Below are 17,314 nucleotides of genomic sequence, written 5' to 3'. Positions count from 1 at the left end.
AAAAAGATGTATTCGTCTCTCTGAATCAGCGAGGTGGGTGCGATGACCGGTGTGCTTGCGCCGCCGCCCGTGGGCAGCGACCTCCGAGCGGTGCCCGGTGTGGGTGGCATCGGCGTGGTCGAGACCCTGCGCGCCATGCACGATCCGCGCGGTGTGCAGCGGGAGCGGTACCGCCGTCTCGGCCCGGTGTCGTGGTCGAGCACGCTCGGTGTGCCGGTGGTCGGGTTGCAGGGCCCCGACGCCGCGCAGGCGGTGCTGGTCAACCGCGACGAGGCCTTCGCCAGCGGTCCGGCCTGGGGCTACTTCATCGGCCCGTTCTTCCGGCGGGGCCTGATGCTGCTCGACTTCGACGAGCACCATCACCACCGGATGATCATGCAGGACGCGTTCGGCCGTCCTCAGCTGCGCGGCTACCTCGACGCGATGGGACCGGGCATCGAGCGCGGGCTGGACGGCTGGCTCCCCGGTGCGGGTTTCCGGGTGTACCCGCACCTCAAGCAGCTCACGCTGGATCTGGCGGTCGACGCCTTCCTCGGTCTCCCGCTGGACCCCGGCGAGCAGGACCGGCTCAACGCGGCGTTCGTCGACACCGTGCGCGCCGGCACCGCGATCGTGCGCCACCGTGTCCCGGGCCTGCGCTGGTCCCGCGGCCTGCGCGGGCGTGCCGTGCTCGAGGACTTCTTCCACGGTGCGCTCCCCGGCAAGCGGGCGGCCGCCGAGTGCGGGGACGGGACCGCCGACCTGTTCGCGCAACTGTGCCGCGCCGAGTCCGCCGACGGACATCGGTTCGACGACGCGGACGTCGTCAACCACATGATCTTCGCGTTGATGGCCGCACACGACACCACCACGATCACGATGACCTCGATGGCGTACTTCATGGCGAAGCACCCGCGTTGGCAGGAGCGGGCGCGCGAGCAGTCGGTCGCGCTGGACAGGCCGGTGCTCGACTACGCGGACCTCGAGCGGATGGATGTGCTGGACATGGTGATGCGTGAGTCGCTGCGCATGTGCCCGCCGGTGCCGGCCATCCCGCGGCGCACGGTCGCGGACACCGAGGTGTTCGGTTACTTCCTGCCCGCCGGCACCTTCGTCGCGGTCGCCAACTACACCAACCATTTCCTGCCCGAGTACTGGCCGGAGCCGGACCGGTTCGACCCCGAGCGGTTCGCGCCCGATCGCCGCGAGGACAGGGTGCACCGCTACGCCTGGGCGCCGTTCGGCGGCGGTGCGCACAAGTGCATCGGCATGTACTTCGGGATGCTAGAGGTCAAGTCGGTCTTCCACCAGTTGCTGCGCCGGTTCCGCTGGACCGTGCCCGACGACTACCGCTGGCCGCTGGACGTGACGTCGCTGCCGCGGCCGCGGGACGGATTGCCGGTGACCCTGAGCCGGTTGTGAGCCGGCCGCGTTAGCCTGCAGGACATGACGGCAGACCCCGCTGCGATCGGCGCGTCGCCGCCTGTGGACGAGCTCGACGCGAAGATCCTCGACGCCGCCCTGGCCGAGTTCGAACACCACGGGCTGCGCCGGGTCGGTGTCGACGACGTCGCGCGCCGTGCGGGCGTGAGCCGCTCGACGGTGTACCGGCGTTACGCGGGCAAGAACCAGCTCGCCGAGGCGGTCGTCCTGCGGGAATGCCGCCGATTCCTGCTGGTGCTCGGCGAGGCGGTCACCGGACTGTCGCTCGAGGATGCGGTGGTCGAGGCGTTTGTGGTGGGGCTGCGGACCGTCCGGGAGCTGCCGCTGTTCGGGCGGGTGCTCGTCGGCGAGCCCGGCGCGCTGCTCGAACAGCTCACCGACAGCGGCGCGGCGATCATGCTGGCCGCGCGGGACGTGGTCGTCGACTCGCTCGCGCGGGCCGAGCCGCAGCGGGACCGCGACGACCTCGCCGTCGTGTCGGAGACCATGCTTCGGGTGGGCATCTCCCTGCTGCTGATCCCCGGCGGCGGGCTCGACGTCGACGGGGACGCGCAGGCGCGGGTCTATGCGCGCGACTATCTGGTCCGGCTGCTGCGCTGAAGCAGGTCAGCTGGCGCGGGCCCGGGCCAGCCGGACCAGCTGCGCGATCGTGTCGTGTTCGGCGGTGTCGGGCAGCGCGTCGACCGGCCACCAGCGCAGGTCGTCGGACTCGTCGCTGCGCACGATGCGGGCGCCCTCGGGCGCGCGCACCAGAAAGCGCAGGTCCAGGTGCCGGGTCGGCACACCCAGCGAGCAGGTGATCGGGTGGGTGTGCAGCGCAAGCAGTTCCGGGTCGATGGTCAGCTCGGCGATGCCGGACTCCTCGCGGGCCTCCCGCAGCGCGGCCGCCAGGACGGTGCCGTCGGTCTCCTCGCAGTGTCCGCCCAGCTGGATCCACCGGCCGACCCGCGGATGCAGCGTGAGGAGCACCCGGGTGCCGGTGTGGTCGAGCACCAGCGTCGAGGCGGTGACGTGGCCGGCGACGCACCGGCGCAGGCAGCCGTCGGGCGCGGCATCGAGGAACGCAAGCATGGTGTGCCGCAGCGCATCTTGTTCGCCATCCGGTGCGGACCAGCCGGTCAGTGTGGCGACGGCGGAGTCGTGCAGGCCGGTCACAGCTCCATCAACCGGTCGGTCGTGTCGGCGGGTGGCCGCGGTGACAGCGGCTCGTCGGGATGCCCGACGGCGACGGCGCCGAGGGGCTGCCAGCGTGGATCCAGTCCGAGCTCGGTGCGCACCAGTTCCGGGGTGAAGATCGTGGAGCCGATCCAGCAGCTGCCGAGTTCGCGAGTCGCCAGCGCGACCAGCAGCCCCTGCACGGCGGCGCCGACCGCCACCGTGAACATGGTCTGTTCGGCGGCGGTGCGGCGCTCGTCCGGATAGTCGTGCGCGCCGTCGGGAACACAGAACGGGATCACCAGTTCCGGCGCGTCGTACAGGATCCGTCCCCGACCGGTTCGGGTGGCGATGCGCTCGGCGGACCAGCCGTCGGCGACCAGATCGGCGTCCCAGGCGGCGCGCATGGCGTCGAGCAGTCGGGTGCGGCGGGCGCGGTCCCGGACCCAGACGAACCGGACCGGAGCGGTGTGATGCGGGGCGGGTGCGGTCAGCGCGTCGGCGACGGCGGCGCGCAGGAGGTCGGGCTCGACGGCTTCGTCGGTGAAGGTGCGCACCGAGCGGCGAAGCAGCAGTGCCTCGGCGCGGCCGCGTTCGATGGCCTCGGCGGTGCCCAGCCAGAACAGGTCGTCCTCGCCGCCGCGGACCAGCGCGGCCGCGCCCGGTCCGTCTGGGCGGGGGCCGGAGCCCGGCGCGACGAGTCCGCGCACCACCGCGACAGGAAGGGCGCCGAGCTTGCCCTTCACCAGGTCTCCGGCGGCGGCCAGTTCGTCGGCGACGGCGATCTCGGTGACCACCAGGTCGTTGCCGTGCTCGTCGATGCCGCCGGCGTACGCGTGCGTGACCGGCAGGCCGGCCGCGCCGATGGCCGCGTCGATCTGTCCGACCCGCCATGCGCGGCCCATCGTGTCGGTGATGACCACCGCGACGTCGACGCAGAGCCTGGCAGCCAGTTCGGCGCGCAGGTGCCGGGCACTCGCGTCCGGATCGACCGGCAGCAGCGCGAGTTCGTCGGTGCGCACGTTGGAGCCGTCGATGCCAGAGGCCGCCTGGACGATGCCGAGCCGGTTCTCGGTGATCAGCGTGCGGCCCTTGCGGGCCAGCACCCGGACCGCCTCCTGGTCGATGAGCCGGCGCCGGGCGGCGTCGCGCTCCTCGGGGTCGGTGGGGGCGGCCACGATCCGGCCCTCCACCTTCGAGACGATCTTGCTGGTGACGACGAGCACGTCGCCGTCGGCGAGCCACGGCGCCGCCTCCGCCAGCGCGGCGGCCAGGTCGTCGCCGGGACGGAACTCGGGCAGTCCGGTGACCGGACGGATCTCCAGCGCCGTGGCGGCGTGGTCGGCGACCGGCGCGGAGCCGCCGGTGGGGATCCCGTCCTCGGAGGTCCCGGTCACAGGGTGATCCCGGCGAGATCGAGAGCGGCGCGGGCCATCTCGGCCGTGGCCTCCTCGTCGGTCATCAACAGCGGTACTGCCCGGACCTCGACGCCGGGCACGGCGGCCTGGTCGCCGGTGTGGATCAGCCAGCCGTCGAGCAGGCCGGTGTCGCCCCGGGCGCCGAAGTGCCGCGCGATCGCCTCGGCCGATGTCTCGACCCCGATCACCTCGAGGCATTCGTCGGCCATGCCGCGCAGCGGCTTACCCCCGATGACGGGGGAGAGCCCGACCACCTTCGCGTCGGTGGTGCGCAGGGCCCCGCGGATGCCCGGGATCGCCAGGATCGCACCGATGCTCACGACCGGGTTCGACGGCGCCAGCAGCACCGCGTCGGCGGACTCGATGGCCTCGAGCACGCCCGGCGCCGGGGTGGCCTTGTCGGCGCCCACGTGCACGAAGCCGTGCGTGGGCACCTGGGCGCGGTGACGCACCCACCACTCCTGGAAGTGCACGGCCCGCTGCTCGTCGTCGGTGGGATCGGTGATGACCACGTGCGTCTCGCTGCGGTCGTCGGACGCCGGGAGCAGTCGGACCCCCGGCTGCCAGCGGTTGCACAGGGCCTCGGTGACCGCGGAGAGCGGATAGCCGGTGCGCAGCATCTGGGTTCGGATCAGATGGGTGGCGATGTCGCGGTCGCCCAGGCCGAACCAGTCCGGCTTGGCGCCGTATGCGGCCAGCTCCTCCTTGGCATGCCAGGTCTCGCCCACGTGGCCCCAGCCGCGCTCGGGATCGATGCCGCCCCCGAGTGTGTACATGCAGGTGTCCAGGTCCGGCGTGATCCGAAGGCCGTGCATCCAGACGTCGTCGCCGACGTTCACGATCGCAGTGATCTGGTGCTCTGCAACGGATTTCGATTCGCCTGTCAGCCCCAGCAGCCGCCGGAGGCCGAGGAGGAACCGGGCGCCTCCGACGCCACCGACCAATACAGTCACCTTCACGGGATCCGAGCCTAGTGGGTCCCGGGCGGTGCGGCTTCCGCGGGAGTTCGGTCACCGAGACGGGTACGATGTGAGCGAGAACACAGGCGGATTCGCCGGGTAAACGGACATATCGGGCACCGCTCGTCGTGTCGCCGAAGCTTTCCGGGTCGCTTCGGTGGTAATGCGTTTTTTCCCATTCAGGTTGAACGCCTCCGTAGGGCAGTGTTTAATCACAGCCATGTCATTCAGTGGCCGGTCCGAGTCGGGATCGGTTGCGGCGAGCACTTTTTCCATTCGGTGCTCGAGTTCGAGCGACATCCAGGGGTCGGGCCTTGGTCGTCCGATGGGGTAAGTGGGGGTTGGTTGTGAGTCCTGCAGATTCGGTCAGAAGTTACTGCGCGACAACAGGTGAGGAGGCGGAGCGATGCTGAATGAGCACCGCGGCTTTGATGCACGCAGCGATCTCGGCGACGAACCGCAGACCAGTTTCGAAATCGGCGCAGTCGCCGGTGCGGGCACGGCCTCCGGGTTGACCCCGGTGCCGAGCGAGCGTCCCCAGTTGAGTCTGGTGTCCGTCGGATTCGACGAGATGTTCGACTCGATCGAGGATCAGTGGCAGGAGCGCGCGCTGTGCGCGCAGACCGACCCGGAGGCGTTCTTCCCCGAGAAGGGCGGTTCGACCCGCGAGGCCAAGCGGATCTGCCAGGGCTGCGAGGTGCGCGACGAATGCCTCGAGTACGCACTGGCGAACGACGAACGCTTCGGCATCTGGGGCGGACTGTCCGAGCGGGAGCGCCGGCGCCTCAAGCGCGGCATCATCTGATCCGGACTTCGACCGCCGGGGCCTGCGGGCCCCGGCGTCGGTCGTCTGGCGGTCGCCTTCGGCGTCAGTCGTCCCGAAGGCTCGGGTCGATCGTCTCGGGATCGAGCCCGAGGTAGGTCGCCACCTGTTCGACGAGCACGTCGTGCACCAGCAGCGTGAGCTCGTCCGGGTGCTTCGCGCGCAGTTCCAGTGGGCGCCGGAACAAGACGACGCGGGCGCGCGTCGGGTCGCCGTTGCGGTCCATTCCCGCAGGCACCAGTCGGGACAGCGGCACCGGCCCCTCCGCGACCACCTCCGGCGGCCAGGTGACCGAGTCCGGATCGAGCGCGCGGATACGCGGGACGTCGTCGACCGCGATGTCCAGCTTGGTCAGTTGGTCGTGCCAGCGCCGGTCGATCTCGGAGAAGGCCTCGATCACCAGCCCGTCGAAACGTTCCGAACGGGTGCGCCGGCCGGGTACGCCCAACGGCAGCAGCGACCCGCGGATGCCGCGGCCGCGTCGCTGCGAACCCCGTGACGACAGTCGACGTCGACTGCTCTCATCGTGCTGTCGGACCATGTCCGAACCATAACCGCTTCCGCCCGACGGCCGACGCCCCGCGGACGCGGCCGCGTCTTCTCGACCGGGCGTCGTCCGGGCGACCTGACCGCCGCGCGGCGCGTCGCGATAGGAGAGTGGCGCTCGGCACGCTACCCTCCCTGATTGTGAGAGCTCTACGGAAATGCTGCCGACCCGGGTGCAACAACCCTGCCGTCGCCACATTGACGTACGTGTACTCCGACTCGACCGCGGTCGTCGGTCCGTTGGCCACCAACGAGGAACCCCACTCGTGGGACCTGTGTGAGGCGCATGCGGTGCGCATCACCGCGCCGCGGAACTGGGAGTTGGTGCGTTACGAGGGCGGATTCGCCGTCGGCGAACCCGACGAGGACGACCTGACCGCACTGGCCGAGGCGGTACGCGAGGCCGGTCGTGGTGAGCGCGCCGTGCCGGCGCCCGAGGACGGCGAGGACCCGGCGCGGCCCATCTCCATCGCCGCACGCACCGGGCGCCGCGGACATCTGCGGGTGCTGCCGGACCCGACCCAGTAGTGCGCGGCGGGGCGACTAGGCTTTCCCTGTTCGATCCCGCAGCAGGTCCGCATTGTTCAGCACTATCCCAGGAGTCTTCACCGTGGTGCGCGCAGCCGAGTCCGTTCACGCTGTCATCAAGGCCTACGACGTCCGTGGAGTGGTCGGGGAGCAGATCGACGAGCAGTTCGTGCGTGAGGTCGGCGGTGCCTTCGCCCGGCTGATGCGTGCCGAGTCGGCCACCCGGATCGCGATCGGGCACGACATGCGCAGTTCGTCGCCGACGCTGGCGCGCGCCTTCGCCGACGGGATCGTCGGGCAGGGCCTCGACGTCGTCCTGATCGGGCTGGCCTCGACCGACCAGCTGTATTTCGCCTCCGGTCTGCTGGTCTGCCCGGGCGCGATGTTCACCGCCAGTCACAATCCGGCGCGGTACAACGGCATCAAGATGTGCCGAGCCGGTGCGAAGCCGGTCGGGCAGGACACCGGGCTCGCGCAGATCGCGGCCGACGTCATCGCGGGGGTCGCCGACCACGAGGGCGCCCGCGGCGAGGTCACCGAGCAGGACGTGCTCCCGGACTACGCCCGCTTCCTGCGCGGACTGGTGGACCTGTCGGGTCTGCGTCCGCTGCGGGTCGCCGTGGACGCGGGCAACGGCATGGGCGGTCACACCGTGCCGGCGGTGCTCGGGCCGCTGCCGCTGGAGATCGAACCGCTGTACTTCGAGCTCGACGGCACCTTCCCGAACCACGAGGCCAACCCCCTCGACCCGGCGAACCTGGTCGACCTGCAGCGGCACGTGGTCGCCACCGGGGCCGACATCGGCCTGGCGTTCGACGGGGACGCGGACCGGTGCTTCGTCGTCGACGAGAAGGGTGATCCGGTCTCGCCGTCGGCGGTCACCGCGCTCGTCGCCTCCCGCGAGCTGACCCGCGAGCCCGGCGCGACGATCATCCACAACCTGATCACTTCGCACGCGGTGCCGGAACTGGTCACCGAGCTCGGCGGTACGCCGGTCCGGACCAGGGTCGGGCATTCGTTCATCAAGCAGCAGATGGCCGAGACCGGCGCGATCTTCGGCGGCGAGCACTCGGCGCACTACTACTTCCGCGACTTCTGGGGTGCCGACTCCGGCATGCTCGCGGCGCTGCACGTGCTGGCGGCGCTCGCCGAGCAGGACGGGCCGCTGTCCGAGCTGATGGCGGAGTACGAGCGGTACGCGGCGTCGGGTGAGGTCAACTCCACCGTCGCGGATGCGGCCGGGCGCACCGAGGCGGTCGTCGCGGCCTTCGCCGCCCGGGCAGTGGAGGTCGATCGGCTCGACGGCGTCACCGTCGACCTGCCCGGCGGGGCCTGGTTCAACCTGCGGGCCTCGAACACCGAACCGCTGCTGCGGCTGAACGTCGAGGCGCGGACCCGCGGCGAGGTCGACGCGCTCACGGCCGAGATCCTGGGGATCGTGCAGGCCTGATTCGGGTGGGGCACGTCGACCCCGCCGGTGACGTAGGTTGAGAGGTCGACGGCTTGCGCGCGGGCGGCCCCGAGGGTGCCGCTTCGACGAAGACCGTGAACCGTAAACGAGGAAAGGGATGTTCGCCATGGCTGTAGTTCTGGACCCGGTTCTGCAGGAGATCCTGGCGTGCCCGGCACCGGACCACGGTTCCCTGCGCGTCGGTACCCCGACGGACCCCGAGGCCGACGCACTCACCTGCACCGTCTGCGGCCGGATCTATCCGGTCGAGGACGGGATCCCGGTGCTGCTGCTCGACGAGGCCACCGACGCTCAGAGGGAGGAACCGAACGAAGGGGCCTCGCAATGACCGCACCCGCCTCGGACATCGACTTCGACGACGTCGAGGCGTTGCTCGCGGGTGACACCCGTGGTGCCCTGCGGTCGGCGGCACTGGGCGGAGCCCAAGTGCGTGCGGTGGCGGCCGCCGTCGAGGAAGGCGCGCTGGCCCGGCTCGCCGGGCTGCGCCCACGCAGTGTGGTGCTGGTGGCCGGACACGGCTCGTCCGCGCGGGCGGCCGGGCTGGTCGTCGCGACTCTGGGTGCGCGACTGGGTGTTCCGCTGATCCACGTGGCGCAGGCGCCGTCCTGGGTGGGGCCGCTGGATCTGGTCGTCGTCACCGGCGAGGACGCCGGTGATCCGCGGCTGGTGCATTCGGTCGCGCAGGCGGTCCGGCACGGCGCCGAGGTGATCGTCGCGGCACCGGACGAGGGGCCGCTGCGGGCGGCCGGTGCGGGCCGCGCGATCACGGTCCCGCCGCGCATGCACGTGCTCGACATCAATTCGCTGATGCATCACCTCGCGGTGATGCTCGCGGCACTCGAGGTCGTCGAGTCCGGCACGGCGACCGCGCCTTCCGGCTTCGCCGAGTTCGCCGACGTGCTCGACGGCGAGGCCCTGCGCAACCATCCCCGCCGCGAGTTGTTCCACAATCCGGCCAAGTCCCTGGCCTCACGCATGCAGGGCCGACGGGTGGTGCTGGCGGGCGACTCGGCCGGGGCGCGGGAGTTGGCGGGGCACGGCGCCGCCGTGCTGCTGCGGGTCGCCGGCACCGTCGCGGCGGCCGCGGAGTTGTCGGATGTGCTGGCCGCCGGCCCCGCGTTGACGAGCGGATCGCTCTTCCACGATCCCGATTTCGACGAGCCGGGCGCCGGTGCCCGGCTCGTGCGGGTGTTCGCGCTGTCCACGTCGGCGTCCGCACGCGCGGTCGAGATGCGCATGGCCGCACTGCCGGACGCGGACCTGGTGCTGGCGGGGGAGGAGCCCACGCCGGCACATTTGCATCGGCAGGAGGGCCGGGCGGACCACGGTGCGGCCGGTCGGCCGGGCGTCGTGCAGGCGCCGGCGGCACCCCCGGCGGCGGAACTCGACGACCGGGCCGAGATCGAACAGCTCGCAGTGCTGGCCACGCGTCTGGAGATGGCGGCGGCCTACCTGCAGTTGGTTGGTGCGGGCTAGTGCGTCTGCTCGAAGGTGCGGTCCGCCCCTACGCGTGGGGTTCCCGGACCGCCATCGCCACACTGTCGGGGCGCCCGTCGCCCACCCCGCACCCGGAGGCGGAACTGTGGATGGGCGCGCATCCGGCGAACCCGGCTCGGTTGCTGGGGCCGGAGGGATCACGCTCACTGCTCGACGCGCTCGGTGACGCACCCGAGCGGCAACTGGGTACGCGCAGTCGCGCCGCCTTCGGGGACCGGCTGCCGTTCCTGCTCAAGCTGCTCGCGGCGGACGAACCGCTCTCGCTGCAGGCGCACCCGAGCATGAGCCAGGCCGAGGAGGGGTACGAGCGCGAGGAACGCCTCGGCGTCCCGCTGGACTCGCCGATCCGCAACTACCGCGACCGCAACCACAAGCCCGAACTCGTCGTCGCGCTGACCGAGTTCCACGCACTCGCCGGGTTCCGCGACCCCGCGCGCACCGTCGAATTCCTCTCGGCCCTGGACGTGCCCGAACTCGAACCGCACATTGGCCTGCTGCGCGGCCAGCCCGACGCGGCCGGGTTGCGCGCGCTGTTCACCACGTGGATCACGCTGCCGCAGCCTGTACTCGACGCGCTGGTGCCCGCGGTGCTCGACGGCTGTGTGCGGCACCTGTCGGCCGGCGATGCCCCGTTCCGGGACGAGGTGCGCACGGCGCTCGAACTCGGCGAGACCTATCCGGGCGACGCGGGCGTGCTGGCGTCGCTGTTGCTCAACCGGGTCACGCTGGAGCCGGGGCAGGGTCTCTACCTGGCCGCGGGCAACCTGCACGCCTACCTGCAGGGCATGGCCGTGGAGATCATGGCGAACTCCGACAACGTGCTGCGCGGCGGGCTGACGCCGAAGCACGTCGATGTGGCGGAACTGCTTCGGGTGCTGGACTTCTCCGCTGTGGACGCGACCGCGCTGACCGGTACGCCCACCGACGCGGGCGAGTTCGTCTACCGGACGCAGGCGCCCGAGTTCCGGCTCTCCCGGATCGAACTGGACGTGACCGCGGAGGACCGCGACGCCGCCGTCGCGGTGGACGACGACGGCCCGCAGATCCTGTTGTGCACGCTCGGTACGGTGATCGTCCGGTGTGCCGATCAGGTGCTCGAATTGTCGGCGGGGCAGTCGCTGTGGATCCCCGCCGCCGACCCGGGGGCGGTCGTCAAGGCCGAGATCGGTCGCGCCCAGGTCTTCCGGGCCACCATCGGCCCGCGCTGAGACGCGCCGGCGGACCATTGCCGTCGGACAACGAGAGGGAGGCCGATGTCGGCGGAGGGAAGCAAGAAGGCGATCTTCGCGGCGTTGGCCGCGAACGCCGGTATCGCGGTGTCGAAGTTCGTCGGCTTCGCGATCACCGGATCCTCGTCGATGCTCGCGGAGGCGGTGCACTCGGTCGCGGACACCTCGAACCAGGGGCTGCTGCTGATCGGCCAGCGGCAGGCCGCCCGCCGGGCGGACCGGTTGCACCCGTTCGGCTACGGCCGCAACCGGTATTTCTACTCCTTCGTCGTGGCGCTGGTGCTCTTCACGCTCGGCTCGGTGTTCGCCCTGTACGAGGGCGTGCACAAGATCGAGCATCCCGAACCGCTGACCATGCCGGTGGTCGCCGTGGTGATCCTGTTCATCGCGATCGCGTTGGAGGGCTTCAGCTTCCGCACCGCCTTCCGCGAATCCCGGCCGCTCAAGGGCGACGCGAACTGGTGGCAGTTCATCCGGAACTCGCGCAGCCCCGAACTCCCGGTGGTGCTGCTCGAGGACACCGGCGCGCTGATCGGTCTGGTGTTCGCGCTCGCCGGTGTGGGGCTGACGGTGCTGACCGGGGACCCGGTGTGGGACGGCATCGGCACCGTGGCGATCGGCCTGCTGCTCGGCATCATCGCGATCGTGCTGATCGTCGAGATGAAGTCGCTGCTGATCGGTGAGGGTGCCACCGAGCAGGAGGAGCACCTGATTCTCGACGCACTGGTCGGCGGCGGAGTCGACCGCGTGATCCACCTCAAGACCCAGTATCTCGGCCCGGACGAGTTGCTGGTGGCCGCTAAGGTCGCGATGCCGCCCGGCACCGGACTGCCCGCCGTTGCGGCCGCGATCGACGATGCCGAGGTGCGCGTGCGCGCGGTGGTGCCCGCGGCGCGGGTGATCTACATCGAGCCGGACCTGGATAGGACACCGTCCCACCGAATCGGTTGAACTGCGCAATACTGACACCTCGAAGTGCCGGGTGAACCGGGTGTGCGAGGAGGCGGTGGATGGTGCGCAGTACGGGGCCGGTCGAGAAGGGGGCGCCGACCGGGGCCGGTGCCCGCCGCGGGATCTGGCGCACGAAGTCGGTCGAGCAGTCCATCCGCGACACCGACGAGCCCGACACCAAGCTCCGCAAGGATCTGACGTCCTGGGACCTGACCGTGTTCGGCGTCGCGGTGGTCGTCGGCGCCGGCATCTTCACCGTCACCGCCTCGACCGCCGGTGACGTCGCCGGGCCGTCGGTGTCGCTGGCCTTCGTGCTCGCCGCGATCGCCTGCGGCCTCGCCGCGCTGTGCTACGCGGAGTTCGCCTCGACGGTGCCGGTGGCCGGCAGCGCATACACGTTCTCGTACGCGACCTTCGGCGAATTCGTCGCCTGGATCATCGGCTGGGACCTGATCCTCGAGTTCGCGCTCGCCTCGGCGGTGATCGCCAAGGGATGGTCACAGTACCTGGGCACCGTGATCCACGAGCCGTCGTGGACGGTGCTGAACTGGGGGCCGGTCAAGTTCGACTGGGGCGCGCTGCTGCTGGTCGTGGTCATCACGGCGCTGCTCGCGCGCGGCACCAAGCTGTCCTCGCGGGTGTCGCTGGTGATCACCGCGATCAAGGTGGCCGTGGTGCTGCTGGTGATCGTGGTGGGCGCCTTCTACATCGACAAGCACAACTACAGCCCGTACATCCCGCCGGCGGAGGGCGGCTCCGGCGCCGGCAGCGGCCTCAAGCAGTCGCTGTTCTCGCTGCTGACCGGCGCCGGTAACAGCACCTACGGCTGGTACGGGTTGCTCGCCGCGGCCAGCCTGGTGTTCTTCGCGTTCATCGGGTTCGACGTGGTCGCCACCACCGCCGAGGAGACCAAGAACCCGCAGAAGGCCTTGCCGCGCGGCATCCTCGGGTCGCTGGCCATCGTCACCGTGCTCTACGTCGCGGTCACCCTGGTGCTCACCGGGATGGTCAGCTACACCGACCTGCGCTCACACAACGGCGAGTCCGCGACGTTGGCGACCGCCTTCGCCATCCATCATCTGGACTGGGCCAAGAACATCATCTCGATCGGTGCGCTGCTGGGCCTGACCACGGTGGCGATGGTGCTACTGCTCGGCCAGGCGCGGGTGCTGTTCGCGATGTCCCGTGACGGGCTGATGCCCCGCAAACTCGCGCACACCGGCAAGCGCGGCACCCCGTTCCGGATCAACATCCTCGTCGGCGTCGTGGTCGCCGTCCTCGCCACCTTCGTGAACATGGGCGATCTCGAGGAGATGGTCAACATCGGCACGCTGTTCGCGTTCGTGCTCGTCTGCGGCGGCGTGATCGTGCTGCGCCGCACCCGTCCCGATCTGGAGCGCGGCTTCCGGGTGCCGTGGGTGCCGGTCGTGCCGATCCTGGCGATCCTGGCCTGCTTCTGGCTGATGCTCAACCTGCAGGTCGAGACCTGGCTGCGATTCGTCATCTGGATGGCGATCGGATTCGTCGTCTACTTCTCGTACGGCCGACGGCACTCGGTGCTCGGTCGACGGGAGCGGGCCGGGCTGGGCGGCTGAGTCCGGCGCGCCGAGAGGCGCGTGAGCGGGCTGTGTTGTCCGACGGGCCGGTTGTTCGACGGGCTGTTTGACGGGGGCCCGGCGTGGTGTAACTGTCGTGTACATGACGACGAAGCCGCGTATCCGCGTGCCCTATCAGGAGGCCGCGCGTCAACTGCTGCGGCAGTCGGTGTTCGACGCGACCCGCGAGCTGCTCGACGCGCGCGACTGGGGCGAGATCACCATGGCCGATCTCGCCACCGCCGCCGGCATGAGCAGGCAGACCCTCTACAACGAGTTCAAGTCGCGCCAGGGCGTGGCCCAGGCCTACGTCCTGCGCCTCGTCGACGGCTATCTCGACGACGTCGAGAAGGCGGTCGCCGACCACCCGTTCGACGCGAAGGGAGCGCTGCGCGAGGCGTTCTCGGGCTTCCTCGCCGGGGCGTCCTCGGACCCGATGGTGCGCTCGGCGATCCTCGGCATCGCCAATCCCGACGTCATGCGGCTGGTCACCAGCGAAGGGGCGCCGCTCCTGGAGGTCGCGACCGCGCGGCTGGGCCGGATCTTCGTCGAGTGCTGGGCGCAGGTCGACGAGGACCAGGCGCGGCTGCTGAGCACGCATCTGGTGCGGTCGGCGCTCAGCTATGTCACCCTCGGCCCCACCGCGGGGGAGCACCCGGCCGAGGACATCAGCGCACTGCTCGCGCCGTTCGTCGACGCCGTCATCGGTGCCCAGGTGTCGCAGGACGAACCGGGCCGATAGCCTTGGGCCGGTGACGACATCCGACGAGGAGAGGTACATGACGCAGCTGACCGCGGACAACCGGAACGGGATCGACTTCAAGGTGGCGGACCTGTCGCTGGCGGAGTTCGGCCGAAAGGAGATCCGCCTCGCCGAGCACGAGATGCCCGGACTGATGGCGCTGCGGCGTGAGTACGCGGATGTGTTGCCGCTCAAGGGTGCCCGCATCTCCGGCTCGCTGCACATGACCATCCAGACCGCCGTGCTGATCGAGACCTTGGTCGCGCTGGGTGCCGAAGTCCGTTGGGCCTCGTGCAACATCTTCTCCACCCAGGACCACGCGGCCGCGGCCATCGTCGTCGGCCCGAACGGCACGCCGGAGGAGCCGCAGGGCGTCCCGGTGTTCGCGTGGAAGGGCGAGAGCCTCGAGGAGTACTGGTGGGCCGCCGAGCAGATGCTCACCTGGCCCGGCGAGCCCGCCAACATGGTCCTGGACGACGGCGGCGATGCGACCATGCTGGTGCTGCGCGGTGCACAGTTCGAGAAGGCGGGCGTCGTGCCGTCGGCGGATGCCGAGCACGACAGCGAGGAGTACCAGGTCTTCCTGAACCTGCTCCGCCGCTCGCTCGAGGCGGACGCGAAGAAGTGGTCGACGGTCGCCGCGTCGGTCAAGGGCGTGACCGAGGAGACCACCACCGGCGTGCTGCGGCTGTACCAGTTCGCGGCCGCGGGCGAGCTGGTGTTCCCCGCCATCAACGTCAACGACTCGGTCACCAAGAGCAAGTTCGACAACAAGTACGGCACCCGCCACTCGCTGATCGACGGCATCAACCGCGGCACCGACGTGCTCATCGGCGGCAAGAAGGTGCTGATCTGCGGCTACGGCGACGTGGGCAAGGGCTGCGCGGAATCGCTCGCCGGACAGGGTGCCCGCGTCCAGGTCACCGAGATCGACCCGATCAACGCGCTGCAGGCGCTGATGGACGGCTTCGACGTGGTCACCGTCGAGGAGGCCATCTCGCAGGCCGACATCGTCGTCACGTCGACGGGCAACAAGGACATCATCGGCCTCGACCACATGCGGGCGATGAAGGATCAGGCCATCCTCGGCAACATCGGCCACTTCGACAACGAGATCGACATGGCGGCGCTCGAGCGTTCGGGTGCGGTGCGCCTGAACATCAAGCCGCAGGTCGACCAGTGGACGTTCGGCGACAGCGGCAAGTCGATCATCGTGCTGTCCGAGGGTCGGCTGCTCAACCTGGGCAACGCCACCGGCCACCCGTCGTTCGTGATGAGCAACAGCTTCTCGAACCAGACGATCGCGCAGATCGAGCTGTTCACCAAGCCCGACGAGTACGACAACGAGGTCTACCGGCTGCCGAAGATCCTCGACGAGAAGGTCGCGCGCATCCACGTCGAGGCGCTCGGCGGGTCGCTCACCAAGCTGAGCAAGGACCAGGCCGAGTACATCGGTGTGGACGTCGAGGGCCCGTACAAGCCCGAGCACTACCGCTACTGACCGCTGTGCGTGAGTTGCGGGGTCCGGACCCCGCAACTCACGCACGGGTCGTTAGGCTCGGCGGCCGTGGGCACACTGCTGGTCATCGAGGGCGTCGACGGCGCCGGTAAACGCACGCTGACCGACAAGCTGGTCGGCGCCTGGCGCGGCCGCGGACTGTCGGTGGCCACCGAGGCCTTCCCGCGCTACGGGCGGTCGGTCACCGCCGACCTCGGTGCAGAGGCGCTGCGTGGGGCTCATGGCGACCTCGCGGAGTCGGTATATGCGATGGCGCTGATGTGGGCGCTCGACCGCCACGCCGCGCGCGGTGAGCTCGACGAGCTGGTGCGCACGCACGATGTCGTGCTGCTCGACCGGTATGTCGCCTCCAACGCCGCCTACGGTGCGGCCCGGCTGCATCAGGAGCCCGGCGACGGTTTCGTGGAGTGGGTGCGCGAGCTCGAGTTCGAACGTTTCGCCTTGCCGGTCCCGGACCGTCAGTTGTACCTGGACGTGCCCGTGGAGCTCGCCCGGGCGCGCGCGGTCGCCCGCGCGCAGTCCGACCCCACCCGCGAGCGAGATGCGTACGAGCGTGATGCGGAACTACAGGCGCGGACGGCGCAGGCGTACCGGCAGCTGTCCGCCGCGGGCTGGGGCTCGCCGTGGACCACGGTGGACCCGGACGCCGACGCCGAGTCCCTGGCCGACGGATTGCTCGGCTGACCACCCGGCCGGCACGCGTACCCTGGACAGGGCAACGCGCCGAGCGGCCCAGGTGAAGCCGCTCGCGGTCGAACTGGTGCCACGATGGAGATATGAAGCCGAGGATTCTGGTCGTCGATGACGACGCCGCATTGGCGGAAATGCTCACGATCGTGCTCCGCGGAGAGGGCTTCGAGCCGACCGTTGTCGGCGACGGGGCGCAGGCGCTGGGCGCGGTCCGGCAGGTGCGCCCGGATCTGGTGCTGCTCGATCTGATGCTTCCCGGGATGAACGGCATCGACGTGTGCCGCGCGGTCCGCGCCGAGTCGGGCGTGCCGATCGTCATGCTCACCGCGAAGACCGACACGGTCGACGTGGTGCTGGGCCTCGAGTCCGGTGCCGACGACTACGTTGTCAAGCCGTTCAAGCCGAAGGAACTGGTCGCGCGGGTGCGCGCCCGGCTGCGCCGCGCCGACGACGAGCCGTCCGAGGTGCTCGGCATCGCCGACGTGCTCATCGACGTGCCCGCGCACAAGGTCACCCGCGAGGGCGCGCTGATCCCGCTGACCCCGCTCGAGTTCGATCTGCTGGTCGCGCTGGCGCGCAAGCCGCGTCAGGTGTTCACCCGTGAGGTGCTGCTCGAACAGGTGTGGGGCTACCGGCACGCCGCCGACACCCGGCTGGTCAACGTGCACGTGCAGCGGCTGCGCGCCAAGGTCGAGCAGGATCCGGACAACCCTGAGGTGGTGTTGACCGTCCGCGGGGTCGGGTACAAGGCCGGACCCCCGTGATCGGT

18 protein-coding genes are annotated in these 17,314 nt (G+C 70.4%); 14 read left to right on the top strand and 4 right to left on the bottom strand.

The features are described 5' to 3' along the window. Nucleotides 1-42 precede the first annotated feature (42 nt). Complete coding sequence (locus G4X40_RS01465) at nucleotides 43-1,401, top strand: cytochrome P450 (protein ID WP_277829671.1); 1,359 nt, start codon at nucleotides 43-45, stop codon at nucleotides 1,399-1,401. A gap of 24 nt (nucleotides 1,402-1,425) precedes the next feature. Further along, a complete protein-coding gene (locus G4X40_RS01460; RefSeq protein ID WP_277829670.1) occupies nucleotides 1,426-2,022 on the top strand; it encodes a TetR/AcrR family transcriptional regulator in 597 nt (198 codons plus the stop codon). A gap of 6 nt (nucleotides 2,023-2,028) precedes the next feature. On the opposite strand, the gene G4X40_RS01455 is transcribed toward G4X40_RS01460, so the two are convergent. From G4X40_RS01455 to cofD, 3 genes are read right to left on the bottom strand one after another with little or no spacing between them, the layout of a single operon-like run. Next, nucleotides 2,029-2,568 carry an NUDIX hydrolase gene (locus G4X40_RS01455; RefSeq protein WP_277831213.1) on the bottom strand — a complete coding sequence of 180 codons (540 nt, stop codon included), beginning with the start codon at nucleotides 2,566-2,568 and terminating at the stop codon, nucleotides 2,029-2,031. A 5-nt stretch (nucleotides 2,569-2,573) separates the two neighbouring features. After that, nucleotides 2,574-3,974: a coenzyme F420-0:L-glutamate ligase gene (locus tag G4X40_RS01450; RefSeq protein ID WP_277829669.1), complete on the bottom strand. Its 1,401-nt coding sequence runs from the start codon at nucleotides 3,972-3,974 to the stop codon at nucleotides 2,574-2,576. After that, a complete protein-coding gene (cofD, locus tag G4X40_RS01445) occupies nucleotides 3,971-4,954 on the bottom strand; it encodes a 2-phospho-L-lactate transferase (RefSeq protein ID WP_277829667.1) in 984 nt (327 codons plus the stop codon). The genes G4X40_RS01450 and cofD overlap by 4 nt, the downstream gene beginning before the upstream one ends. 571 nt (nucleotides 4,955-5,525) lie before the next feature. On the opposite strand from cofD, the gene G4X40_RS01440 reads away from it, so the two are divergent. Beyond that, complete coding sequence (locus tag G4X40_RS01440; protein WP_277831212.1) at nucleotides 5,526-5,759, top strand: WhiB family transcriptional regulator; 234 nt, start codon at nucleotides 5,526-5,528, stop codon at nucleotides 5,757-5,759. A gap of 64 nt (nucleotides 5,760-5,823) precedes the next feature. On the opposite strand, the gene G4X40_RS01435 is transcribed toward G4X40_RS01440, so the two are convergent. Further along, complete coding sequence (locus G4X40_RS01435) at nucleotides 5,824-6,318, bottom strand: metallopeptidase family protein (protein WP_277829666.1); 495 nt, start codon at nucleotides 6,316-6,318, stop codon at nucleotides 5,824-5,826. Between the two features lie 146 nt (nucleotides 6,319-6,464). Between G4X40_RS01435 and G4X40_RS01430 the strand changes: the two genes are divergently transcribed. The 11 genes from G4X40_RS01430 to mtrA all read left to right on the top strand — a co-directional run bounded on the left by G4X40_RS01430 (nucleotide 6,465) and on the right by mtrA (nucleotide 17,309). Continuing rightward, nucleotides 6,465-6,851 (top strand): DUF3499 domain-containing protein, encoded by a 387-nt coding sequence (locus G4X40_RS01430; RefSeq protein WP_277829665.1) that lies wholly within the window; start codon nucleotides 6,465-6,467, stop codon nucleotides 6,849-6,851. A gap of 82 nt (nucleotides 6,852-6,933) precedes the next feature. Next, a complete protein-coding gene (locus tag G4X40_RS01425) occupies nucleotides 6,934-8,301 on the top strand; it encodes a phosphomannomutase/phosphoglucomutase (RefSeq protein ID WP_277829663.1) in 1,368 nt (455 codons plus the stop codon). Between the two features lie 127 nt (nucleotides 8,302-8,428). Beyond that, a complete protein-coding gene (locus tag G4X40_RS01420; RefSeq protein ID WP_277829662.1) occupies nucleotides 8,429-8,650 on the top strand; it encodes a Trm112 family protein in 222 nt (73 codons plus the stop codon). Next, nucleotides 8,647-9,798 carry a tobH protein gene (locus G4X40_RS01415; RefSeq protein WP_277829661.1) on the top strand — a complete coding sequence of 384 codons (1,152 nt, stop codon included), beginning with the start codon at nucleotides 8,647-8,649 and terminating at the stop codon, nucleotides 9,796-9,798. The genes G4X40_RS01420 and G4X40_RS01415 overlap by 4 nt, the downstream gene beginning before the upstream one ends. After that, nucleotides 9,798-11,027 carry a mannose-6-phosphate isomerase, class I gene (gene manA, locus G4X40_RS01410; RefSeq protein WP_277829660.1) on the top strand — a complete coding sequence of 410 codons (1,230 nt, stop codon included), beginning with the start codon at nucleotides 9,798-9,800 and terminating at the stop codon, nucleotides 11,025-11,027. The genes G4X40_RS01415 and manA overlap by 1 nt, the downstream gene beginning before the upstream one ends. Before the next feature lie 45 nt (nucleotides 11,028-11,072). Continuing rightward, a complete protein-coding gene (locus G4X40_RS01405) occupies nucleotides 11,073-11,999 on the top strand; it encodes a cation diffusion facilitator family transporter (RefSeq protein ID WP_277829659.1) in 927 nt (308 codons plus the stop codon). Between the two features lie 59 nt (nucleotides 12,000-12,058). After that, nucleotides 12,059-13,594, top strand: coding sequence for an APC family permease (locus G4X40_RS01400; RefSeq protein ID WP_277829658.1), 1,536 nt, complete (start codon nucleotides 12,059-12,061; stop codon nucleotides 13,592-13,594). A gap of 103 nt (nucleotides 13,595-13,697) precedes the next feature. Continuing rightward, nucleotides 13,698-14,336 (top strand): TetR/AcrR family transcriptional regulator, encoded by a 639-nt coding sequence (locus G4X40_RS01395; RefSeq protein WP_277829657.1) that lies wholly within the window; start codon nucleotides 13,698-13,700, stop codon nucleotides 14,334-14,336. A gap of 37 nt (nucleotides 14,337-14,373) precedes the next feature. Beyond that, on the top strand, nucleotides 14,374-15,837 hold the full coding sequence (gene ahcY / locus G4X40_RS01390) for an adenosylhomocysteinase (protein WP_277831210.1): 1,464 nt from the start codon (nucleotides 14,374-14,376) through the stop codon (nucleotides 15,835-15,837). Between the two features lie 66 nt (nucleotides 15,838-15,903). Next, the gene (locus tag G4X40_RS01385; RefSeq protein ID WP_277829656.1) at nucleotides 15,904-16,539 is read left to right on the top strand and encodes a dTMP kinase; all 636 of its coding nucleotides are present in this window, start codon (nucleotides 15,904-15,906) and stop codon (nucleotides 16,537-16,539) included. Nucleotides 16,540-16,631: 92 nt separating this feature from the next. Further along, on the top strand, nucleotides 16,632-17,309 hold the full coding sequence (mtrA, locus tag G4X40_RS01380; protein ID WP_277829655.1) for an MtrAB system response regulator MtrA: 678 nt from the start codon (nucleotides 16,632-16,634) through the stop codon (nucleotides 17,307-17,309). Nucleotides 17,310-17,314 lie beyond the last annotated feature (5 nt).

Source organism: Speluncibacter jeojiensis (assembly GCF_029589495.1).
Lineage (GTDB): Bacteria > Actinomycetota > Actinomycetes > Mycobacteriales > Mycobacteriaceae > Speluncibacter > Speluncibacter jeojiensis.
This window is presented reverse-complemented; position numbering and strand designations above follow the sequence as displayed.